The sequence below is a fragment of the Rhodococcus sp. APC 3903 genome, assembly GCF_030407755.1.
GTDB classification, from domain to species: domain Bacteria; phylum Actinomycetota; class Actinomycetes; order Mycobacteriales; family Mycobacteriaceae; genus Rhodococcus_F; species Rhodococcus_F erythropolis.
Genome location: NZ_JASDCV010000001.1, coordinates 166,987 through 181,519, shown reverse-complemented (window position 1 = coordinate 181,519; position 14,533 = coordinate 166,987). Strand labels below are relative to the sequence as shown.

Sequence of the window (14,533 nt, the reverse complement as noted above, 5' to 3'; positions counted from 1 at the left end):
GACCGTTCCAACGCCTCAATTTCGAGAATAGTGCATTTTCCTGCGGAAATGGTTCAGCCGATCGAACAAACAGCGTCCGAGAAGTTTGGCCGATCAGCGGATTACTCGCCGACTCCTTTCGGCTTGACTGATGACGACACGACAACTGCCCCACCCATCAGTCTGCCGAAGGATCGTCATGGACGCCGTCACCAATGTCCCCCACCCAGCCAACGAACCGGTCAACAATTACGGGCCGGGAAGCCCGGAACGATCACGCCTACGCACCAAACTGACCGAACTGGCCGAGACACCCACCGACATCCGACAGGTCATCGGGGGCGTCCACCGAACTGCGGAAGGCAAGCGGGAGAACGTAGTTCAACCACACCGTCACAGCTCGGTCATCGGATCGTTTGCGGGCGCAACGCACTCGGATGTTCGTGATGCCATCGACGCCGCTACGCTCGCCGCCCCGGCCTGGCGCGACCTCTCGTTCGACGACCGCGCTGCGGTCTTCCTCCGCGCCGCCGATCTACTCTCCGGCCCGTGGCGCGAAACCATCGCCGCCGCAACAATGCTCGGTCAGTCGAAGACCGCATATCAGGCCGAGATCGATGCCCCGTGCGAACTGATCGACTTCTGGCGTTTCAACGTCGCGTTCGCACGCCAGATACTCGCCGACCAACCCGTTTCCGCTCCGGGAGTCTGGAATCGCGTCGAATATCGACCACTCGAAGGTTTTGTCTACGCGATCACCCCCTTCAATTTCACCGCCATCGCCGGAAATCTCCCCACCGCACCGGCCCTGATGGGCAACACCGTGATCTGGAAGCCGTCACCGACGCAGGCCGTCGCGGCGTACCTGACGATGCAACTACTCGAAGCCGCCGGCCTCCCACCCGGGGTGATCAATCTTGTTCTCGGCGACGGCCCCACGGTGTCCGAGGTCGCGCTGGCCGACCCTCGCCTGGCGGGCATCCACTTCACCGGATCGACCGCAACGTTCCAGCGTTTGTGGCGTGAGGTCGGAGCCAACATCTCGAACTACCGGACGTATCCGCGTCTCGTCGGCGAAACCGGCGGCAAAGATTTTGTACTCGCACACAGTTCAGCAGACCCCGACGTACTCACGACGGCATTGATCCGCGGGGCCTTCGACTATCAGGGACAGAAATGCTCGGCCGCGTCACGGGCATTCGTCCCGAAATCGGTGTGGGCCAAGATGGGCGACACGTTCATCGACACAGTGTCGTCACTGAAGTACGGCGACGTCACCGACCTGACGAACTTCGGCGGCGCCGTCATCGACCAGCGTTCCTTCGACCGCAACGCCGCCGCGATCGTCCGAGCCAAGTCGACCGGCAGCCTCACCATCGCAGCAGGCGGCGACTACGACGACCGCGAAGGATTCTTCATCTCGCCGACGGTCCTGCTCGGTGACGACCCCAGTGACGAGGCCTTCAGCACCGAGTACTTCGGCCCCATACTCTCCCTGCACGTCTACGACGACTCCGCACCGAATGCCTACGCCGACATCCTCGCTCGTATCGACAGCGGATCCGCGTACGCCCTGACCGGTGCCGTGATCGCCACCGACCGTGCGGCCGTCGATCAAGCTCACCACGGTCTGCGGTTCGCCGCCGGAAACTTCTACGTCAACGACAAGCCAACGGGCGCGGTAGTCGGACAACAGCCCTTCGGCGGCGCTCGAGCTTCCGGTACCAACGACAAGGCCGGTTCACCGCAGAACCTGCTCCGTTGGACGTCGACACGCACCGTCAAGGAAACCTTCGTTCCTCCCACCGATCATCGCTACCCCCACCAGGACGTCGATCCAGCCGAGAGCGAGAACCGTTGATGAGTGCCGTCTCGCTGAGCAACCCGCTGCGCCCGGTACTCCTCGCGGCGGCACGCTCGTCGCGGCTGGAGAAGACAGTCTCCGGGATGACCTTGACCCGCAAGCTGGTAGACAGGTTCGTCGCCGGGGACGCGGAACCCGCAGCGGTCTCTGCCGTACGCGACATCCTCACCAGTGGCCGGTTCGTGACGGTCGACTACCTCGGCGAGGACACTACCGATCCAACTCAGGCAACAGCTACCGTCGACGCCTATCTGTCCCTTCTCCGCTCGTACGCAACGCTTTCCGAAGCGGCTGGGACGCAACACACCCTCGAGGTTTCGCTCAAGCTCTCCGCGTTAGGGCAGTCACTTCCCGGCGACGGCGAGAAGATCGCCCTGGCGAACGCTCACCGAATCGTCACAGCGGCAGACGAAGTGGGCGCGTGGGTCACCGTCGATGCGGAGGATCACACCACCACCGACTCGACACTGTCCATCGTCGAAGAGTTGCGCCGCGACTTCCCGACGCTCGGCACGGTCCTGCAGGCGTATCTGCACCGCACCGAGGCCGACTGCCGGCACTTCTCCGGATCAGGTTCACGAATTCGGCTGTGCAAGGGTGCATACAAGGAACCGGCCGACGTTGCGTTCCAAAAGCCCGGCGAAGTCGACGCGTCGTACCTGCGTTGCCTGAAGGTCTTGATGGAAGGTGACGGGTACCCGATGGTCGCCTCCCACGATCCCACCATGATCGACGCCGCCCTCGAACTCGCCACATTGACCGAACGGACAGCCGAGGATTTCGAGTTTCAGATGCTCTACGGCATCCGCGACGGCGAACAACGCAGATTGGTAGCCGAAGGCAATCACCTGCGGGTCTACGTTCCCTACGGCAGCCAGTGGTACGGCTACTTCATGCGTCGCCTGGCGGAACGGCCGGCCAACCTCATGTTCTTCATGCGCTCACTCGCCTCCAACAACTAGGTGCTGGAAACCGGTGGCAGCGGTGGCAACTCGAGGTTCTCACGGAAGGTACCCCCGACGTAATCTGTTCCCACGATTCTGCGCTTGCGTAGTTCCGGCAGCAGTCCGTTCGTGACGAAATCGCGTGTACGCGGATCGGCAAGGTCACCGAGCGTGATGACGTCGAGTACGCCCGCGTCGTATCGTTCCTCGATCGCGTCCGCGAGCTGTTCCGGGGTGCCCGCCGCTGCCCAGTGGCCGGTGTCCTTGGACGCGATGATCAACTCACGCAGAGTCTTTCCTTGTGATGCGAGCTTGCCGAAGATCTCGACCCGGCCCCGTCGTCGATTCACCGACGACGGGTCCGGCAACAACGACTCCGGGATCGGCCGGTCCAGCGGCAATTCCGAGAAATCCACGTCACCGCCGAACATGTCGGCAAGCCTGGTGCGTCCGGCGTCGAAGTCCGTCGATTCCTCGGCTTCTCTGACCAATCGTTCGACTTCGGCTTCGGTAGCGCCGTACGTTGCGTGGAACGAGCTGAAAATCAGTGGCAGTTCGTCCCCACGCCCCAACTCTGCCGCCCTGGCGCGGATCGTCTTCGTGTAGGTGACCGCGTCCTCGAAGGTTGCGAGAGAAGTGAATACGACCTCCGCGAAGCGAGCACCCAGTTCGATACCTCCGGCAGATTGGCCTGCCTGGAATTGGACCGGACGACGCTGCGGCAGGGAGGGGATGTTCAGCGGCCCCTGCACGGTGAAGTACTTGCCTCGATGCTCGATGGGGACCACCCTCGACGGATCGAGTACCGCTGAGCCCTCTCCCCGGGTCAGGGCGCCGGGCTTCCAGCTGTCGAAGAGCGCGTTGACCACCTCGAGCGATTCGGCCGCTCGGGCGTACCGCTCCTCCGGACTCGGCAGGTCCAGGTCGCTGTAGTTCTCTTCTCCGAGTGAGGAAGTGACGACATTCCATGCGGCTCGACCATTGCTGACGTGGTCCAGGGTGCCGAACAACCGCGCCAGGTTGAAAGGGTGATGAAATGTGGTCGTGACGGTGGCGATCAGCCCCACATGGGTGGTGACCGCACTCAGCGCGGCAAGGAAGATCAACGGCTCCTGCGCACCGATCGCGCCCTGCGCGCCGAAACTCAACAGGTCGGCGGCAAACAGTCCGTCGATCTTGTTCGCCTCGGCCGTCTTTGCGACGTCGATCGCGGACGCGACCGTCGACGTCGTCGGATCGATCGCGGCGTCGTAGATACTCACCGCCCCGCTGACACCGGTCACCGTCTTGAGTGGACGCCTACGATCGGCCACCGACCATCCTCCTGGCTTCGCGAAATCTGTTCCGAACTCACAACGCTAGACCGATCCTGGCTCCCGACAAGGTATTCACTCAGCCTGGTTCTATCCCTCCGAACGCCGCTTGGTCACGCCCCGGATTTACGGGCACGATAGGCGGCGACGTGCGCCCTGTTCCCACAGTTTCCGGTGTCGCAGTATCGCTTCGAACGATTGCGCGACAAATCCACGAAGACCGCCTCGCAGTCCGGGGCCTCGCACCATCGCAACCTCGAGAATTCGTCGGTTCGGATCAGATCGAGCACACCCATCGCCGCTTCTGCGGCCATCCGGTCCACCAGTGGCGAATCGTCAGCGGTGACGTGCAGATGCCAGCCGAGGTCGTCATGCCTGGTGAGCCGCGGCCTCGCGCCCGATTCGAGTAGCAGTGCGTTCACCACCTCGACGCCGTCGTCCACTCCCGCGGCTTCCCAGAACTTGCGCAGTCGTGGACGCAGCGCACGAACCGCCGTCAATTCCTCCCGCGTGCCGTCCCGCCTGCCGGTCCAATGATCCGCGTCGAGAAACCGTGTCAGCTCCTCTTGATCCGGAAGCAGTTCAGCCCCGCCGCGGGCCGTGTTGACCAACGACGCGGCGAAGACGAGCGCCGATTCCGTGTCACCAGCAAAATGCACTTTGACTCCTGAGCTCTATCAACCTAATGTCAGCATCGTAATCGCTTTTACTCCTGACGGGTGACGACGTGAACTCTCGCAACGGCTTGATCTTCGCTCTGCTGTCCGCGGCAACGTTCGGCGTCTCGGGCCCGTTCGCGAAGTCTCTCATCGAATCGGGGTGGTCCCCCGGCGGCGCAGTGTTCGCGCGCGTTGCCGGCGGCGCACTGGTGATGATGGTGATCGCCGTAGCCACCCAATGGCCTCGCCTACGACAGGTGAGCGCCCACACGCGAACGGTACTGCTGTACGGGGTGTTCGCGATCTCGGGCGTTCAACTGTGCTTCTTCAATGCCGTGCAACATCTTTCGGTCGGCGTCGCATTGCTTCTCGAGTACCTTGCACCCATCATCGTCATCGGATGGGTGTGGATAACCAAGGGCGCGCGTCCGAGCGTGCAGACGCTTCTCGGTGCGGCGGTTGCCATGATCGGCGCCGCCGTGGTGATCGACGTCTTCGGATCGGCAGAGATCAGTGCCGTCGGAGTCGCCTGGGGACTGGCCGCCGCGGCATGCCTTGCAGTCTATTTCGTCATTTCCGAACGTGCGGACGGTGATCTCCATCCTGTTGTGCTCGCGGCATCGGGGCTCACGGTCAGTGCAATGGTCATCGGCGCGCTCGGACTCGTCGGCGTCCTCCCACTCCAGTTCTCGGCCTCGAACGCCGTCGTGGCAGACCATTCGGTGAACGTATGGCTGCCGGTGGTGGTCCTGGTCCTGGTCAGCACTGTCATTGCCTATCTCACCGGCATCGCCGCAATCACGCTGCTGGGGCCGACAATCGGATCTCTCGTAGCGCTGACCGAAGTGCTGTGCGCGGTCCTCGCCGCGTGGATCCTGGTCGGGGAATCCGTCACTGCACTCCAAGCTGTGGGTGGCGCAGCAATCATCGCGGGGTTGGTCCTCGCGCGCCTCGGCCAGGTTGCACCGAAACAGATACCGGCCGACCCGATGACAAATGTCATGGCAGAAGAATGACGGACGGACGAGGGATCACGACCTCGAAGCGAGCAGATTCTATGTATGACCTCAGCACAGGCACGGCATTCACCACAGGCACTGCACACACTCAGTGAAGGATCGGCACACGACGCCGTCCGGTTGACCGGACTTCGCAAGAGTTTCGGGACCGTCGACGCCGTCAAGGGTATCGACCTGAGCATCCGCCCCGGCGAGATCGTCGCGTTCCTCGGCCCGAACGGCGCAGGCAAGACGACAACCATCGACATGATCCTCGGCCTGTCCCGGCCGACGTCGGGCGACGTGAGCGTCTTCGGAATGTCACCCCGATCGGCGATCGCCCGCGGACTCGTTTCCGCAGTCATGCAGACCGGCGGACTACTGAAAGAGCTGACGGTTGCCGAGACGGTGCAGCTGACCGCCAGCCTGTACGCCCAATCCCGTCCGGTCGACGAAGTGCTGGGGAGAGCCGGAATCCTCGACATCTCCGATCGCCTGGTCAGCAAATGCTCAGGCGGACAACAACAGCGGTTGCGATTTGCGATGGCGTTGCTGTCGAACCCGCAATTGCTCATTCTCGACGAGCCCACCACCGGCATGGACGTCGAAGGGCGTCGGGACTTTTGGTCCGCCATCCGCGCCGACGCAGATCACGGTCGCACTGTGCTTTTTGCGACGCACTACCTCGAAGAGGCCGATGTCTACGCCGACCGCATCATCCTGGTCAGGCAAGGCACCGTGGTCGCAGACGGGACCACCGCCGAGGTCAAGGCGATGGCGTCTGGGCGCACCCTGCGCGCGACTGTTCCAGGCATCACCGACGAACTCCTGCGAGCCATACCGAACTCCGACGCCGTCGAGGTGCGCGGTGAGTCACTGCTCGTGCACTCGGGTGACACCGATGCCGTTGCACGGTTCCTGTTGACCAATACCCAGGCTCGCGATCTCGAAATCGTCTCGCGTGGCCTCGAAGACGCATTCATCGCACTCACGTCGAACAACTCCGAAGGACAGAAGTGATGACCACTGCAACCGAAGCGAACACCTACGGAGCCGAGCGAACCGTCGTACCTCTCGGCGGATTCAACACGACGCTACTGCGATTGGAATTTCGTCGCCTGACTCGCAATCGGCGCACGATGATCTTCACGCTCGTCATGCCGGTTGTCTTCTTCCTCGTCTTCGGGCTCGGTCAAGGCGACGACGATCACGGGATCGGGCACGGCAATGTCGCCGCGTACATCATGATCAGCATGGCCCTGTACGGCGCGATGCTTGCAACTACCAGTGGCGGAGCGATGGTCTCGATCGAGCGAGCGTCGGGATGGAGCCGTCAACTTCGGCTGACTCCCCTGACCCCGGTCGCCTACATCGCCGTCAAACTGATCATGGCGATGCTGCTCGGTCTCGTCTCGATCCTTGTCGTCTACGTCGTCGGCGCGTTCACCTCGGCGCAGATGGACGGATCACTCTGGTTCACAACGGCATTGATCGCCTGGTTGGGATCGTCGATCTTCGCGGCCTTCGGCCTGTTCATGGGGTATCTACTCCCCAGTGAGAACGTCATGCAGTTGCTCGGACCGGGACTGGCTCTGCTCGCCTTCGGCGGCGGACTCTTCGTGCCGCTCACCGACGGTTCCGTATGGGCGACCATCGCACAGTTCACCCCGATGTTCGGCATCAACGCCCTCGCCCACGCACCGTTGACGGGCAATAGCATTCACTGGACCTGGATCGTCAATATCCTGGTGTGGTTCGCCATCTTCGCCGGCGGAGCGATCTGGCGGTTCCAACGAGATACGGAGCGTGTGTAGTTGTCGCAAACGACTGACCGAGAAGATTCCGTCGCGCTCCCGCGGCGGAATCGTTTCGGCGTTCTCTTCGCGGCGGTCTGGATGGTATTTCTCGGCGGGCCGCTGATCGAGGGATGGAATCTGCGCGACGAACTGCGCGGCTGGACAGGGATTCTCGCGACGGTCGCCTTCGGTGCGCTCTATCTCTACACGTTCGCCACAACGCAGCAGCGGCGTCGAATGACAATGACTCGGCCGACGATTCGCGAAGCTGCACTGGCTTTGGCCGCCTTGACCGCGTTGGCCGCCGTGATGATCGTCAGCGTCGGGCCGACTGGTTTGGCAGCCGCACCGTATCTCGCGGTGACAGCGGTGACGCTGCTGCCGACCGTCGCGGGCGGCATTCTCGCCTTGGTGTTCGCGGCCTCCGTGGAGATAGTCAGCCTCTCGTCCGGGTGGGGGAACTACTCCGGACTCTCGCTCGGAGTCTGCGCGGCCGCATTCGCGACCTGGGGCATCATGTCCCTGATCAGCCGCAACTTCGCCATGCTCCATGAACGCGAAGAGCAGGAGCAGCGGGCAATCATGGAGGAGCGAACGAGGATGGCGCGCGATCTGCACGACATCCTCGGACACTCGCTGACCGTCATCACGATCAAAGCCGAACTGGCCAATCGCCTACTCGATGTCGATATCGAACGTGCGCGCAACGAACTCGACGACCTCGAAAGACTTTCGCGTGACGCGTTGGCAGACGTGCGCTCGGCCGTCGAAGGATTTCGTGGGATTTCTCTTCCCGTCGAAATAGCCCGAGCACGAGAGGCATTGCGTGCGGCTGGTATCGAGGACGAGGTGCCGAGCAGTACCGACATGGTTCCCACGCGTCTTCGCGAACTCTTCGCATGGACGATCCGTGAGGGCGTCACCAACGTCGTTCGACACAGCGGTGCGACCCACTGCCGGATCACGGTCGACGAAAAAAGTGCGTCGGTCGTCGACGACGGGCAAGGGGCCGGGTCGACGTCTTCCGGCAACGGTCTGATCGGATTACGCGAGCGCGCCGGAGCGTCGGGCGCACGAGTGATCATCACTCATCCCCAGCCGCAGGGGTTTGCACTTCAGGTAGTCGAACAGGAGACAGAGTGAACAGCCAGGGCGATCGAGCAACCATACGGCTGCTCTTGGCGGACGACCAGGCGCTCGTGCGAGGAGCGTTGGCCGCACTACTCGATCTGGAATCCGACCTCTCCGTGGTGGCCGAGGTCGGTCGCGGCGACGAGGTTGTGGCCGCTGTTCTCGAACACCGCCCGGATGTCGCGCTTCTGGACGTCGAGATGCCCGGCATGGACGGAATCGCCGCGACGGCGGCCCTTCGCGAGGCAGCACCCGACACCCGAGTCCTGATCGTCACCACGTTCGGACGTCCCGGATTTCTTCGCAAAGCCCTGCACGCCGGGGCCGGCGGGTTCGTCGTCAAGGACACACCCGCCAGGCAGTTGGCCGACGCAGTCAGGCGTGTCCACGCCGGACTGCGCGTCGTCGATCCCACCCTTGCGGCCGACAGCCTCGTCAGCGGCGAGTCGCCCCTGACGGAGCGTGAGACCCAAGTACTGCGCGCCGCTCACGACGGCGCACCCGTGGCAGCCATCGCAGGGGCGCTCTTCTTGTCCGCAGGGACAGTTCGAAATCATCTGTCATCCGCGATGGGCAAGACAGGTGCGTCGACGCGCGCGGAAGCCGTCAGAATCGCCGAGTCGAACGGCTGGCTCTGATCCGCATGGCCGGAATCCACTTCCCCGGCAAATAGTTCGCCGTTCGATTCTTGACGGCGATTTGTCCAGATCACTCAAAGTAGGGACCTTCTACCCTAGGGATTTTCCCTGCAAACAACCCCCTTCGCGAGAATCCAAAACAGCTAATCGTTCGATAACTGGCTATGATGCAGTTAATTGAATCGACGGAGCCTGTGCGTAACGGGGGAAGGGACGTCTCATGTCGAACCAGTTCAACGATCGCTTGAACTCGCTGTTCGAGACTGCCGACTTTCACGTCACCAACGCGATGGTCGTTCGCGGCATGACCGAGTTCGGCTGCCGCATCTCGACGCCGTACCTGTCCCAACTGCGCACCGGCGTCCGAACCAACCCGTCACCCGAAGTGGTTGCCGCCCTCGCCCACTTCTTCAACGTCCATCCGGACTACTTCTACGCCCCGTCCGATCAAACTCCGCCCGCGATCTCGGGCGGCGAGGCGGACCTCTCTCTCCTCGAGCAGCTGCACAACGTGCGCCTGCGAAACCTCACCTCTCGCGTCGTCGATCTATCGCCGTCTTCGCAGGATCTGCTTGTCGAAATGGCGGAGAATCTACGTTCCTCCGAGAATCTTCCGCGCGTACCACCGGACTCGAATTCCTACATGTCACGCGCGTAGCGCCCTTCGCCGACTCTCCTTGACTGCTCAGGGAGGGTTGGCCTTATGCTGGTCGATGCAGCTGGTTCGCCCGGCGCGGTCATGAGGAGCCCCGAAGACCGTTCCCGGCGTCGAAGCCCCGTCAGCGCAAGCTGTCGGAGTGAGAGGGAACCCGGTGAAAATCCGGGACTGTCCCGCAGCGGTAAGCAGGAACGACCGCCGTTTATGTGCACTGGGCATCCGCCTGGGAAGCGACGGCCAGTAGGTTCGATCCAACTCGATCGAGTGCCCGCGAGTCCGAAGACCTGCCGACTGTGTCGGGCACGCCGTGCCCGACGGTCCACCGCCTCGTGGAATGGGCGTGTAGATCTCCATCGGACCTCGTGTGCGGTGCGGGCAGTACTGTCCGCCGAAACTCGAGGTCTCGTGAGGTGTACCCGTCTGCCGGCAGTGGCCATCAATGCATTGGCAATCTGGAGAAACTCCGTGACAACAACATTCACTTCGACCGTGCTGGGCTCACCGCGCATCGGTCCTCATCGAGAACTCAAGCGGGCAACCGAAAGCTACTGGGCAGGGCGCATCGACGCCGACGCCCTGCAGGCTGTCGCCCGTGACCTCCGTCGGCAGGGCTTGGCCGACCTCCGTGACCTGGGCCTCGACTCCGTCCCGGTCAATACCTTCTCCTTCTACGACCAGATGCTCGACACCGCAGTTCTTCTCGGCGCGCTGCCCGACCGCGTCGCGTCGGTCGCCGATCCGTTGGACCGCTACTTTGCCGCTGCCCGTGGGACGGACACCATCGCGCCGCTCGAAATGACGAAGTGGTTCGACACCAACTACCACTACCTGGTGCCGGAGATCTCGCCGTCCACCACTTTCGCACTCGACCCGTCCAAGGTCTTGTCCGAACTGGCAGAAGCACTTTCCGACGGCATTGCAGCCCGCCCGGTCGTCATCGGACCGGTCACCTTCCTGCTGCTCTCGAAGGCTGTCGGCACAGACGAGCCGCTGCTCTCGCGGCTCGACGAACTACTCCCCCTCTACGCGGATCTACTCGGGCGGCTCGCGAAGGCCGGTGCGAGCTGGGTTCAGCTCGACGAACCGGCCCTCGTGGGCGATCGCACCGATGAGGAAATCGAAGCGGCACGCGCTGCGTACGAACAGCTTTCAGCGCTGTCCGAGCGGCCGTCGATCCTGTTGGCGTCGTACTTCGGTTCGCTGCGTGACGCGTTGCCCGCGCTTGCGTCCACCGGCGTCGAAGGATTTGCCGTCGACCTGGTGGCCGGTCAGGATTCGATCGGCTCCGTACCTGACCTCGCCCGCAAACTAATCGTCGCCGGAGTGGTCGACGGACGAAACATCTGGCGGTCCGATCTGGACTCGGCACTGAGCACTTTGGGTGCCTTGCTCGGCAGCGTCGACACGCTTGCCGTCTCCACGTCGTGCTCCCTGCTGCACGTTCCGTACACACTCGACGCTGAGTCCGATGTCGACAAGGCCCTGCGCTCGTGGCTTGCGTTCGGCACCGAGAAGGTCAAGGAAGTAGTAACTCTTGCAACCGCTCTCGCACAGGGCAGAGAGTCGGTGGAGGACGAGTTCGCTCTGGCACGAGCGGCCGCGTCGACCCGCAAGGACGATCGCAGACTCAATGATGCGAGTGTTCGGGGACGCCTGGACGCGGTGCTGAACTCGGCGACCGGTCGCGCGCCCGCCGCCGAACGTCGCGCTGCCCAGGACGAGCTGCTTTCTCTGCCGCCGCTGCCCACGACGACCATCGGTTCGTACCCGCAAACCTCGAAGATCCGCATCGCTCGCGCAGCACTGCGCAAGGGCGAGATCGACGAAGCCGAGTACGTCAACCGTATGCGCGCCGAAATTGCCGAAGTTGTTGCGCTCCAGGAAAAGCTGGACCTGGACGTGCTTGTTCACGGTGAGCCGGAACGCAACGACATGGTCCAGTACTTCGCGGAGCAGTTGGACGGATTCTTCGCCACCGCCAACGGTTGGGTCCAGTCGTACGGCACCCGCTGCGTGCGTCCGCCGATTCTGTACGGCGACGTCTCGCGCGCGAAGCAGATGACCGTCGACTGGATCACGTACGCACAGTCCCTGACCGACAAGCCGGTCAAGGGCATGCTCACCGGACCCGTCACCATTCTGGCCTGGTCGTTCGTCCGCGACGACCAACCCCTCGCCGACTCGGCAAATCAAGTCGCACTGGCCATTCGAGACGAGACCGTCGATCTGCAGGCCGCCGGAATCGGCATCATCCAGGTCGACGAACCGGCTCTGCGAGAACTACTCCCACTGCGTGCCGAGGATCAGCGCGCCTACCTGGACTGGTCGGTCGGCGCCTTCCGGTTGGCCACCTCGGGCGTCGCGGATTCCACCGCGATCCACACGCACCTGTGCTACTCCGAGTTCGGAGCGGTGATCGGCGCCATCGCCGGCCTCGACGCGGACGTCACGTCCATCGAGGCGGCACGCTCACACATGGAGGTCCTCGACGATCTCAGTTCGGTCGGGTTCGATCTCGGCGTCGGCCCCGGAGTCTACGACATCCACTCGCCGCGGGTGCCGAGCGTCGACGAAATTGCCGAATCACTGCGTGAGGCACTCAAAGCTGTTCCGGTCGAGCGGTTGTGGGTCAACCCGGACTGCGGTTTGAAGACTCGCGGTTCCGTCGAGGTCGAGGCGTCACTGCGTAACCTCGTCGAAGCCGCGAAGGTGGTACGAGCGGAGCTTTAGGGGCGAAGCCCCGGTGCGCCTTTTTGGTAGTGGGCACTACCAAAAAGGCGCACGGGGGTCAGCTCAACCACGTGTTGCCGAAGAGCAGAATCCCGTCCGCACTCGGCATCACTCCGTGCACGTTCTCGCGCCACGGGATGAAAACCTTGCCGGAGTTGACCACGGCCATCGGCGCCGTCTCGTTGACCACGGTTTGAATATCGTCGATGACGGCTCGCCGCTCATCCTCGCCCGACGCTGTTTGCAGCTTGCCGAGCAACTCGTCCATCCGATCGTTCTTGTAGCCGAGAATGTTCGACGGCGATTCGCTGAACAGGTTGCCGTACATACGCACGAACGGTGACTCTTCCAGCACGTTGAACGCGAAGTAGGACACGTCGTAGTCATGCTTCGCGTACAGCATGGAAATCAGATCGTTGATGCTGGTTGCGTAGGTGATGTCGACCGTGAAACCCACTGCCTGCAAGAGCGACTGAAACGTCAGTGCGCTGCGCTGCGTCGCCGGATCGTTCATACCGACGTACGTCAGTTTTCCGTCGTAACCGTCGGCCTTCGCCTCGGCGAGATACTTCTTCGCCGCCTCGGGGTCGAAGCCGTTCCCGGCCACCGATCCGTGCCACTGCGACCACGACGCGAACATGTCGGTGCCGGGTTCGCCGAAGCCGCCCTGAACTCGCTCGTTGAACGTAGTCGGGTCCACCGCAGCGACAATCGCCTTACGCACGCGCTCGTCCTTCGCTGCCCGATCGTCGCGCTGATTGATTGCCAGAACGCCGGCCATGCTGGCCGAGTACACAAATCCGGGATCACCGGCTTCGAAAGCCTCGTGTATGAAATCGGGAGACTTCAGATAAGCGACCTGAATTCCGTCGGTGTGCAATCCCTCTAGTTTGCTCTTCTCGTTGACGATTGCCGGAAAGCGCAACTTCTCGAGGTACGGTGCCCCGTCCCAGTACGTCGGACGGGCAGCGAGCACCAATTCGTCCTGGGAGGCGAACTTCTCGACGGTGAACGGACCTGCCCCGATCGGGGTGAACGTGCCGGTAGCCATCGACGAGGGCGCGACGATCATGCCGGGACCGGTGGTGAACATGATCGGGAACTCGTCCCACGGCTGCGCCAATGTGAAGACGACCGTACTCGGATCCGGTGAATTCGTCTCGCGCACAGTGGTCTTCCACACCAGCGCGTGAGTTCCCTTCTTCTGCAGATAGTGATCGATACTCCACAGGACTGCCGCACTGTCCATCGGAGTGCCGTCGCTGAAGGTGACGCCGTCGCGCAATTTCAGTGTCCACACCGTGTTGTCGCCGTTGGCCGACAAAGACTGCGCCAAGTGGGGAACGTATTCGCCCGCCGCCGTATCGAAGCGCATCAGAAGGTCGTAGATGGCCGCCATTTCGCTACCACCGGTAGCGCCGCCGTCCTGACGGTCAGCCGGATCGAGACTGCTGATCCCGTTGTAGGTGGCAAACGACACGGTGCCACCCGAGCGCGGCTCTCCCCCGTTGTTCTGGTCACCGACAACTCCGACCGTCACGTCCGATGCATCCGTGGTCGTACCTTGGCTGCTACCGGCGCACCCGGTCACCACCAGTGTCGCCGACGCCAGGACAACCATCCAGATTCGAGAGCGAGCTCGGTACGAGCGCTTCATTGCGACTCACTTTCACAGTTCACGGACACGTCGATCCTTGGATCGGACATCCCGGCAGTTTTGTAAGTGAATTCTAGGTAAGGACGCTCCCTGCGTCTTCGTTTTCACAAAGCTGCAGCGATGATTCGCATTCACAGCGACAGAAACAAGAACTGAATTCTAGAGT

At 62.7% G+C, this 14,533-nt stretch carries 12 protein-coding genes and 1 riboswitch; of the genes, 9 read left to right on the top strand and 3 right to left on the bottom strand.

Annotated features, from left to right (window positions below; all coding sequences use genetic code 11):
* The first annotated feature begins 178 nt into the window (after positions 1–178).
* Both pruA and QMA15_RS00875 read left to right on the top strand, forming a co-directional pair.
* The gene (gene pruA, locus QMA15_RS00880) at positions 179–1,840 is read left to right on the top strand and encodes an L-glutamate gamma-semialdehyde dehydrogenase (RefSeq protein WP_021345333.1); all 1,662 of its coding nucleotides are present in this window, start codon (positions 179–181) and stop codon (positions 1,838–1,840) included.
* On the top strand, positions 1,840–2,805 hold the full coding sequence (locus QMA15_RS00875; RefSeq protein ID WP_279163590.1) for a proline dehydrogenase family protein: 966 nt from the start codon (positions 1,840–1,842) through the stop codon (positions 2,803–2,805). Before pruA ends, QMA15_RS00875 begins: the two co-directional genes overlap by 1 nt.
* Here the strand turns inward: QMA15_RS00875 and QMA15_RS00870 are convergent.
* Positions 2,802–4,100, bottom strand: a complete 1,299-nt coding sequence (locus QMA15_RS00870) for an NtaA/DmoA family FMN-dependent monooxygenase (protein WP_290283555.1) — start codon at positions 4,098–4,100, stop codon at positions 2,802–2,804. The genes QMA15_RS00875 and QMA15_RS00870 overlap by 4 nt on opposite strands.
* A 113-nt stretch (positions 4,101–4,213) precedes the next feature.
* Complete coding sequence (locus QMA15_RS00865) at positions 4,214–4,759, bottom strand: CGNR zinc finger domain-containing protein (protein WP_279163588.1); 546 nt, start codon at positions 4,757–4,759, stop codon at positions 4,214–4,216.
* 68 nt (positions 4,760–4,827) lie between these two features.
* Between QMA15_RS00865 and QMA15_RS00860 the strand changes: the two genes are divergently transcribed.
* The 7 genes from QMA15_RS00860 to metE all read left to right on the top strand — a co-directional run bounded on the left by QMA15_RS00860 (position 4,828) and on the right by metE (position 12,710).
* Complete coding sequence (locus QMA15_RS00860; protein WP_019745003.1) at positions 4,828–5,775, top strand: DMT family transporter; 948 nt, start codon at positions 4,828–4,830, stop codon at positions 5,773–5,775.
* Positions 5,776–5,820: 45 nt separating this feature from the next.
* Positions 5,821–6,777, top strand: a complete 957-nt coding sequence (locus QMA15_RS00855; RefSeq protein ID WP_069145719.1) for an ABC transporter ATP-binding protein — start codon at positions 5,821–5,823, stop codon at positions 6,775–6,777.
* On the top strand, positions 6,777–7,571 hold the full coding sequence (locus QMA15_RS00850) for an ABC transporter permease (RefSeq protein WP_019745005.1): 795 nt from the start codon (positions 6,777–6,779) through the stop codon (positions 7,569–7,571). Before QMA15_RS00855 ends, QMA15_RS00850 begins: the two co-directional genes overlap by 1 nt.
* Complete coding sequence (locus QMA15_RS00845; protein WP_019745006.1) at positions 7,572–8,696, top strand: histidine kinase; 1,125 nt, start codon at positions 7,572–7,574, stop codon at positions 8,694–8,696.
* On the top strand, positions 8,693–9,322 hold the full coding sequence (locus QMA15_RS00840) for a response regulator transcription factor (RefSeq protein WP_019745007.1): 630 nt from the start codon (positions 8,693–8,695) through the stop codon (positions 9,320–9,322). The genes QMA15_RS00845 and QMA15_RS00840 overlap by 4 nt, the downstream gene beginning before the upstream one ends.
* A 220-nt stretch (positions 9,323–9,542) precedes the next feature.
* Positions 9,543–9,980, top strand: coding sequence for a helix-turn-helix transcriptional regulator (locus QMA15_RS00835; protein ID WP_019745008.1), 438 nt, complete (start codon positions 9,543–9,545; stop codon positions 9,978–9,980).
* Positions 9,981–10,085: 105 nt separating this feature from the next.
* Positions 10,086–10,287: riboswitch (cobalamin riboswitch) on the top strand.
* 158 nt (positions 10,288–10,445) lie between these two features.
* Positions 10,446–12,710 (top strand): 5-methyltetrahydropteroyltriglutamate--homocysteine S-methyltransferase, encoded by a 2,265-nt coding sequence (gene metE, locus QMA15_RS00830; RefSeq protein WP_279163587.1) that lies wholly within the window; start codon positions 10,446–10,448, stop codon positions 12,708–12,710.
* Positions 12,711–12,768: 58 nt separating this feature from the next.
* On the opposite strand, the gene QMA15_RS00825 is transcribed toward metE, so the two are convergent.
* Positions 12,769–14,367, bottom strand: a complete 1,599-nt coding sequence (locus QMA15_RS00825; RefSeq protein WP_279163586.1) for an ABC transporter substrate-binding protein — start codon at positions 14,365–14,367, stop codon at positions 12,769–12,771.
* Positions 14,368–14,533: the final 166 nt, after the last annotated feature.

What these genes read in the sequence shown, in the direction of transcription:
- pruA (WP_021345333.1), top strand. Translation starts at nt 179, where the DNA reads ATGGACGCCGTCACCAATGTCCCCCACCCAGCCAACGAACCGGTCAAC.
- QMA15_RS00875 (WP_279163590.1), top strand. Translation starts at nt 1,840, where the DNA reads ATGAGTGCCGTCTCGCTGAGCAACCCGCTGCGCCCGGTACTCCTCGCG.
- QMA15_RS00855 (WP_069145719.1), top strand. Translation starts at nt 5,821, where the DNA reads ATGACCTCAGCACAGGCACGGCATTCACCACAGGCACTGCACACACTC.
- QMA15_RS00850 (WP_019745005.1), top strand. Translation starts at nt 6,777, where the DNA reads ATGACCACTGCAACCGAAGCGAACACCTACGGAGCCGAGCGAACCGTC.
- QMA15_RS00835 (WP_019745008.1), top strand. Translation starts at nt 9,543, where the DNA reads ATGTCGAACCAGTTCAACGATCGCTTGAACTCGCTGTTCGAGACTGCC.
- QMA15_RS00825 (WP_279163586.1), bottom strand. Translation starts at nt 14,367, where the DNA reads ATGAAGCGCTCGTACCGAGCTCGCTCTCGAATCTGGATGGTTGTCCTG.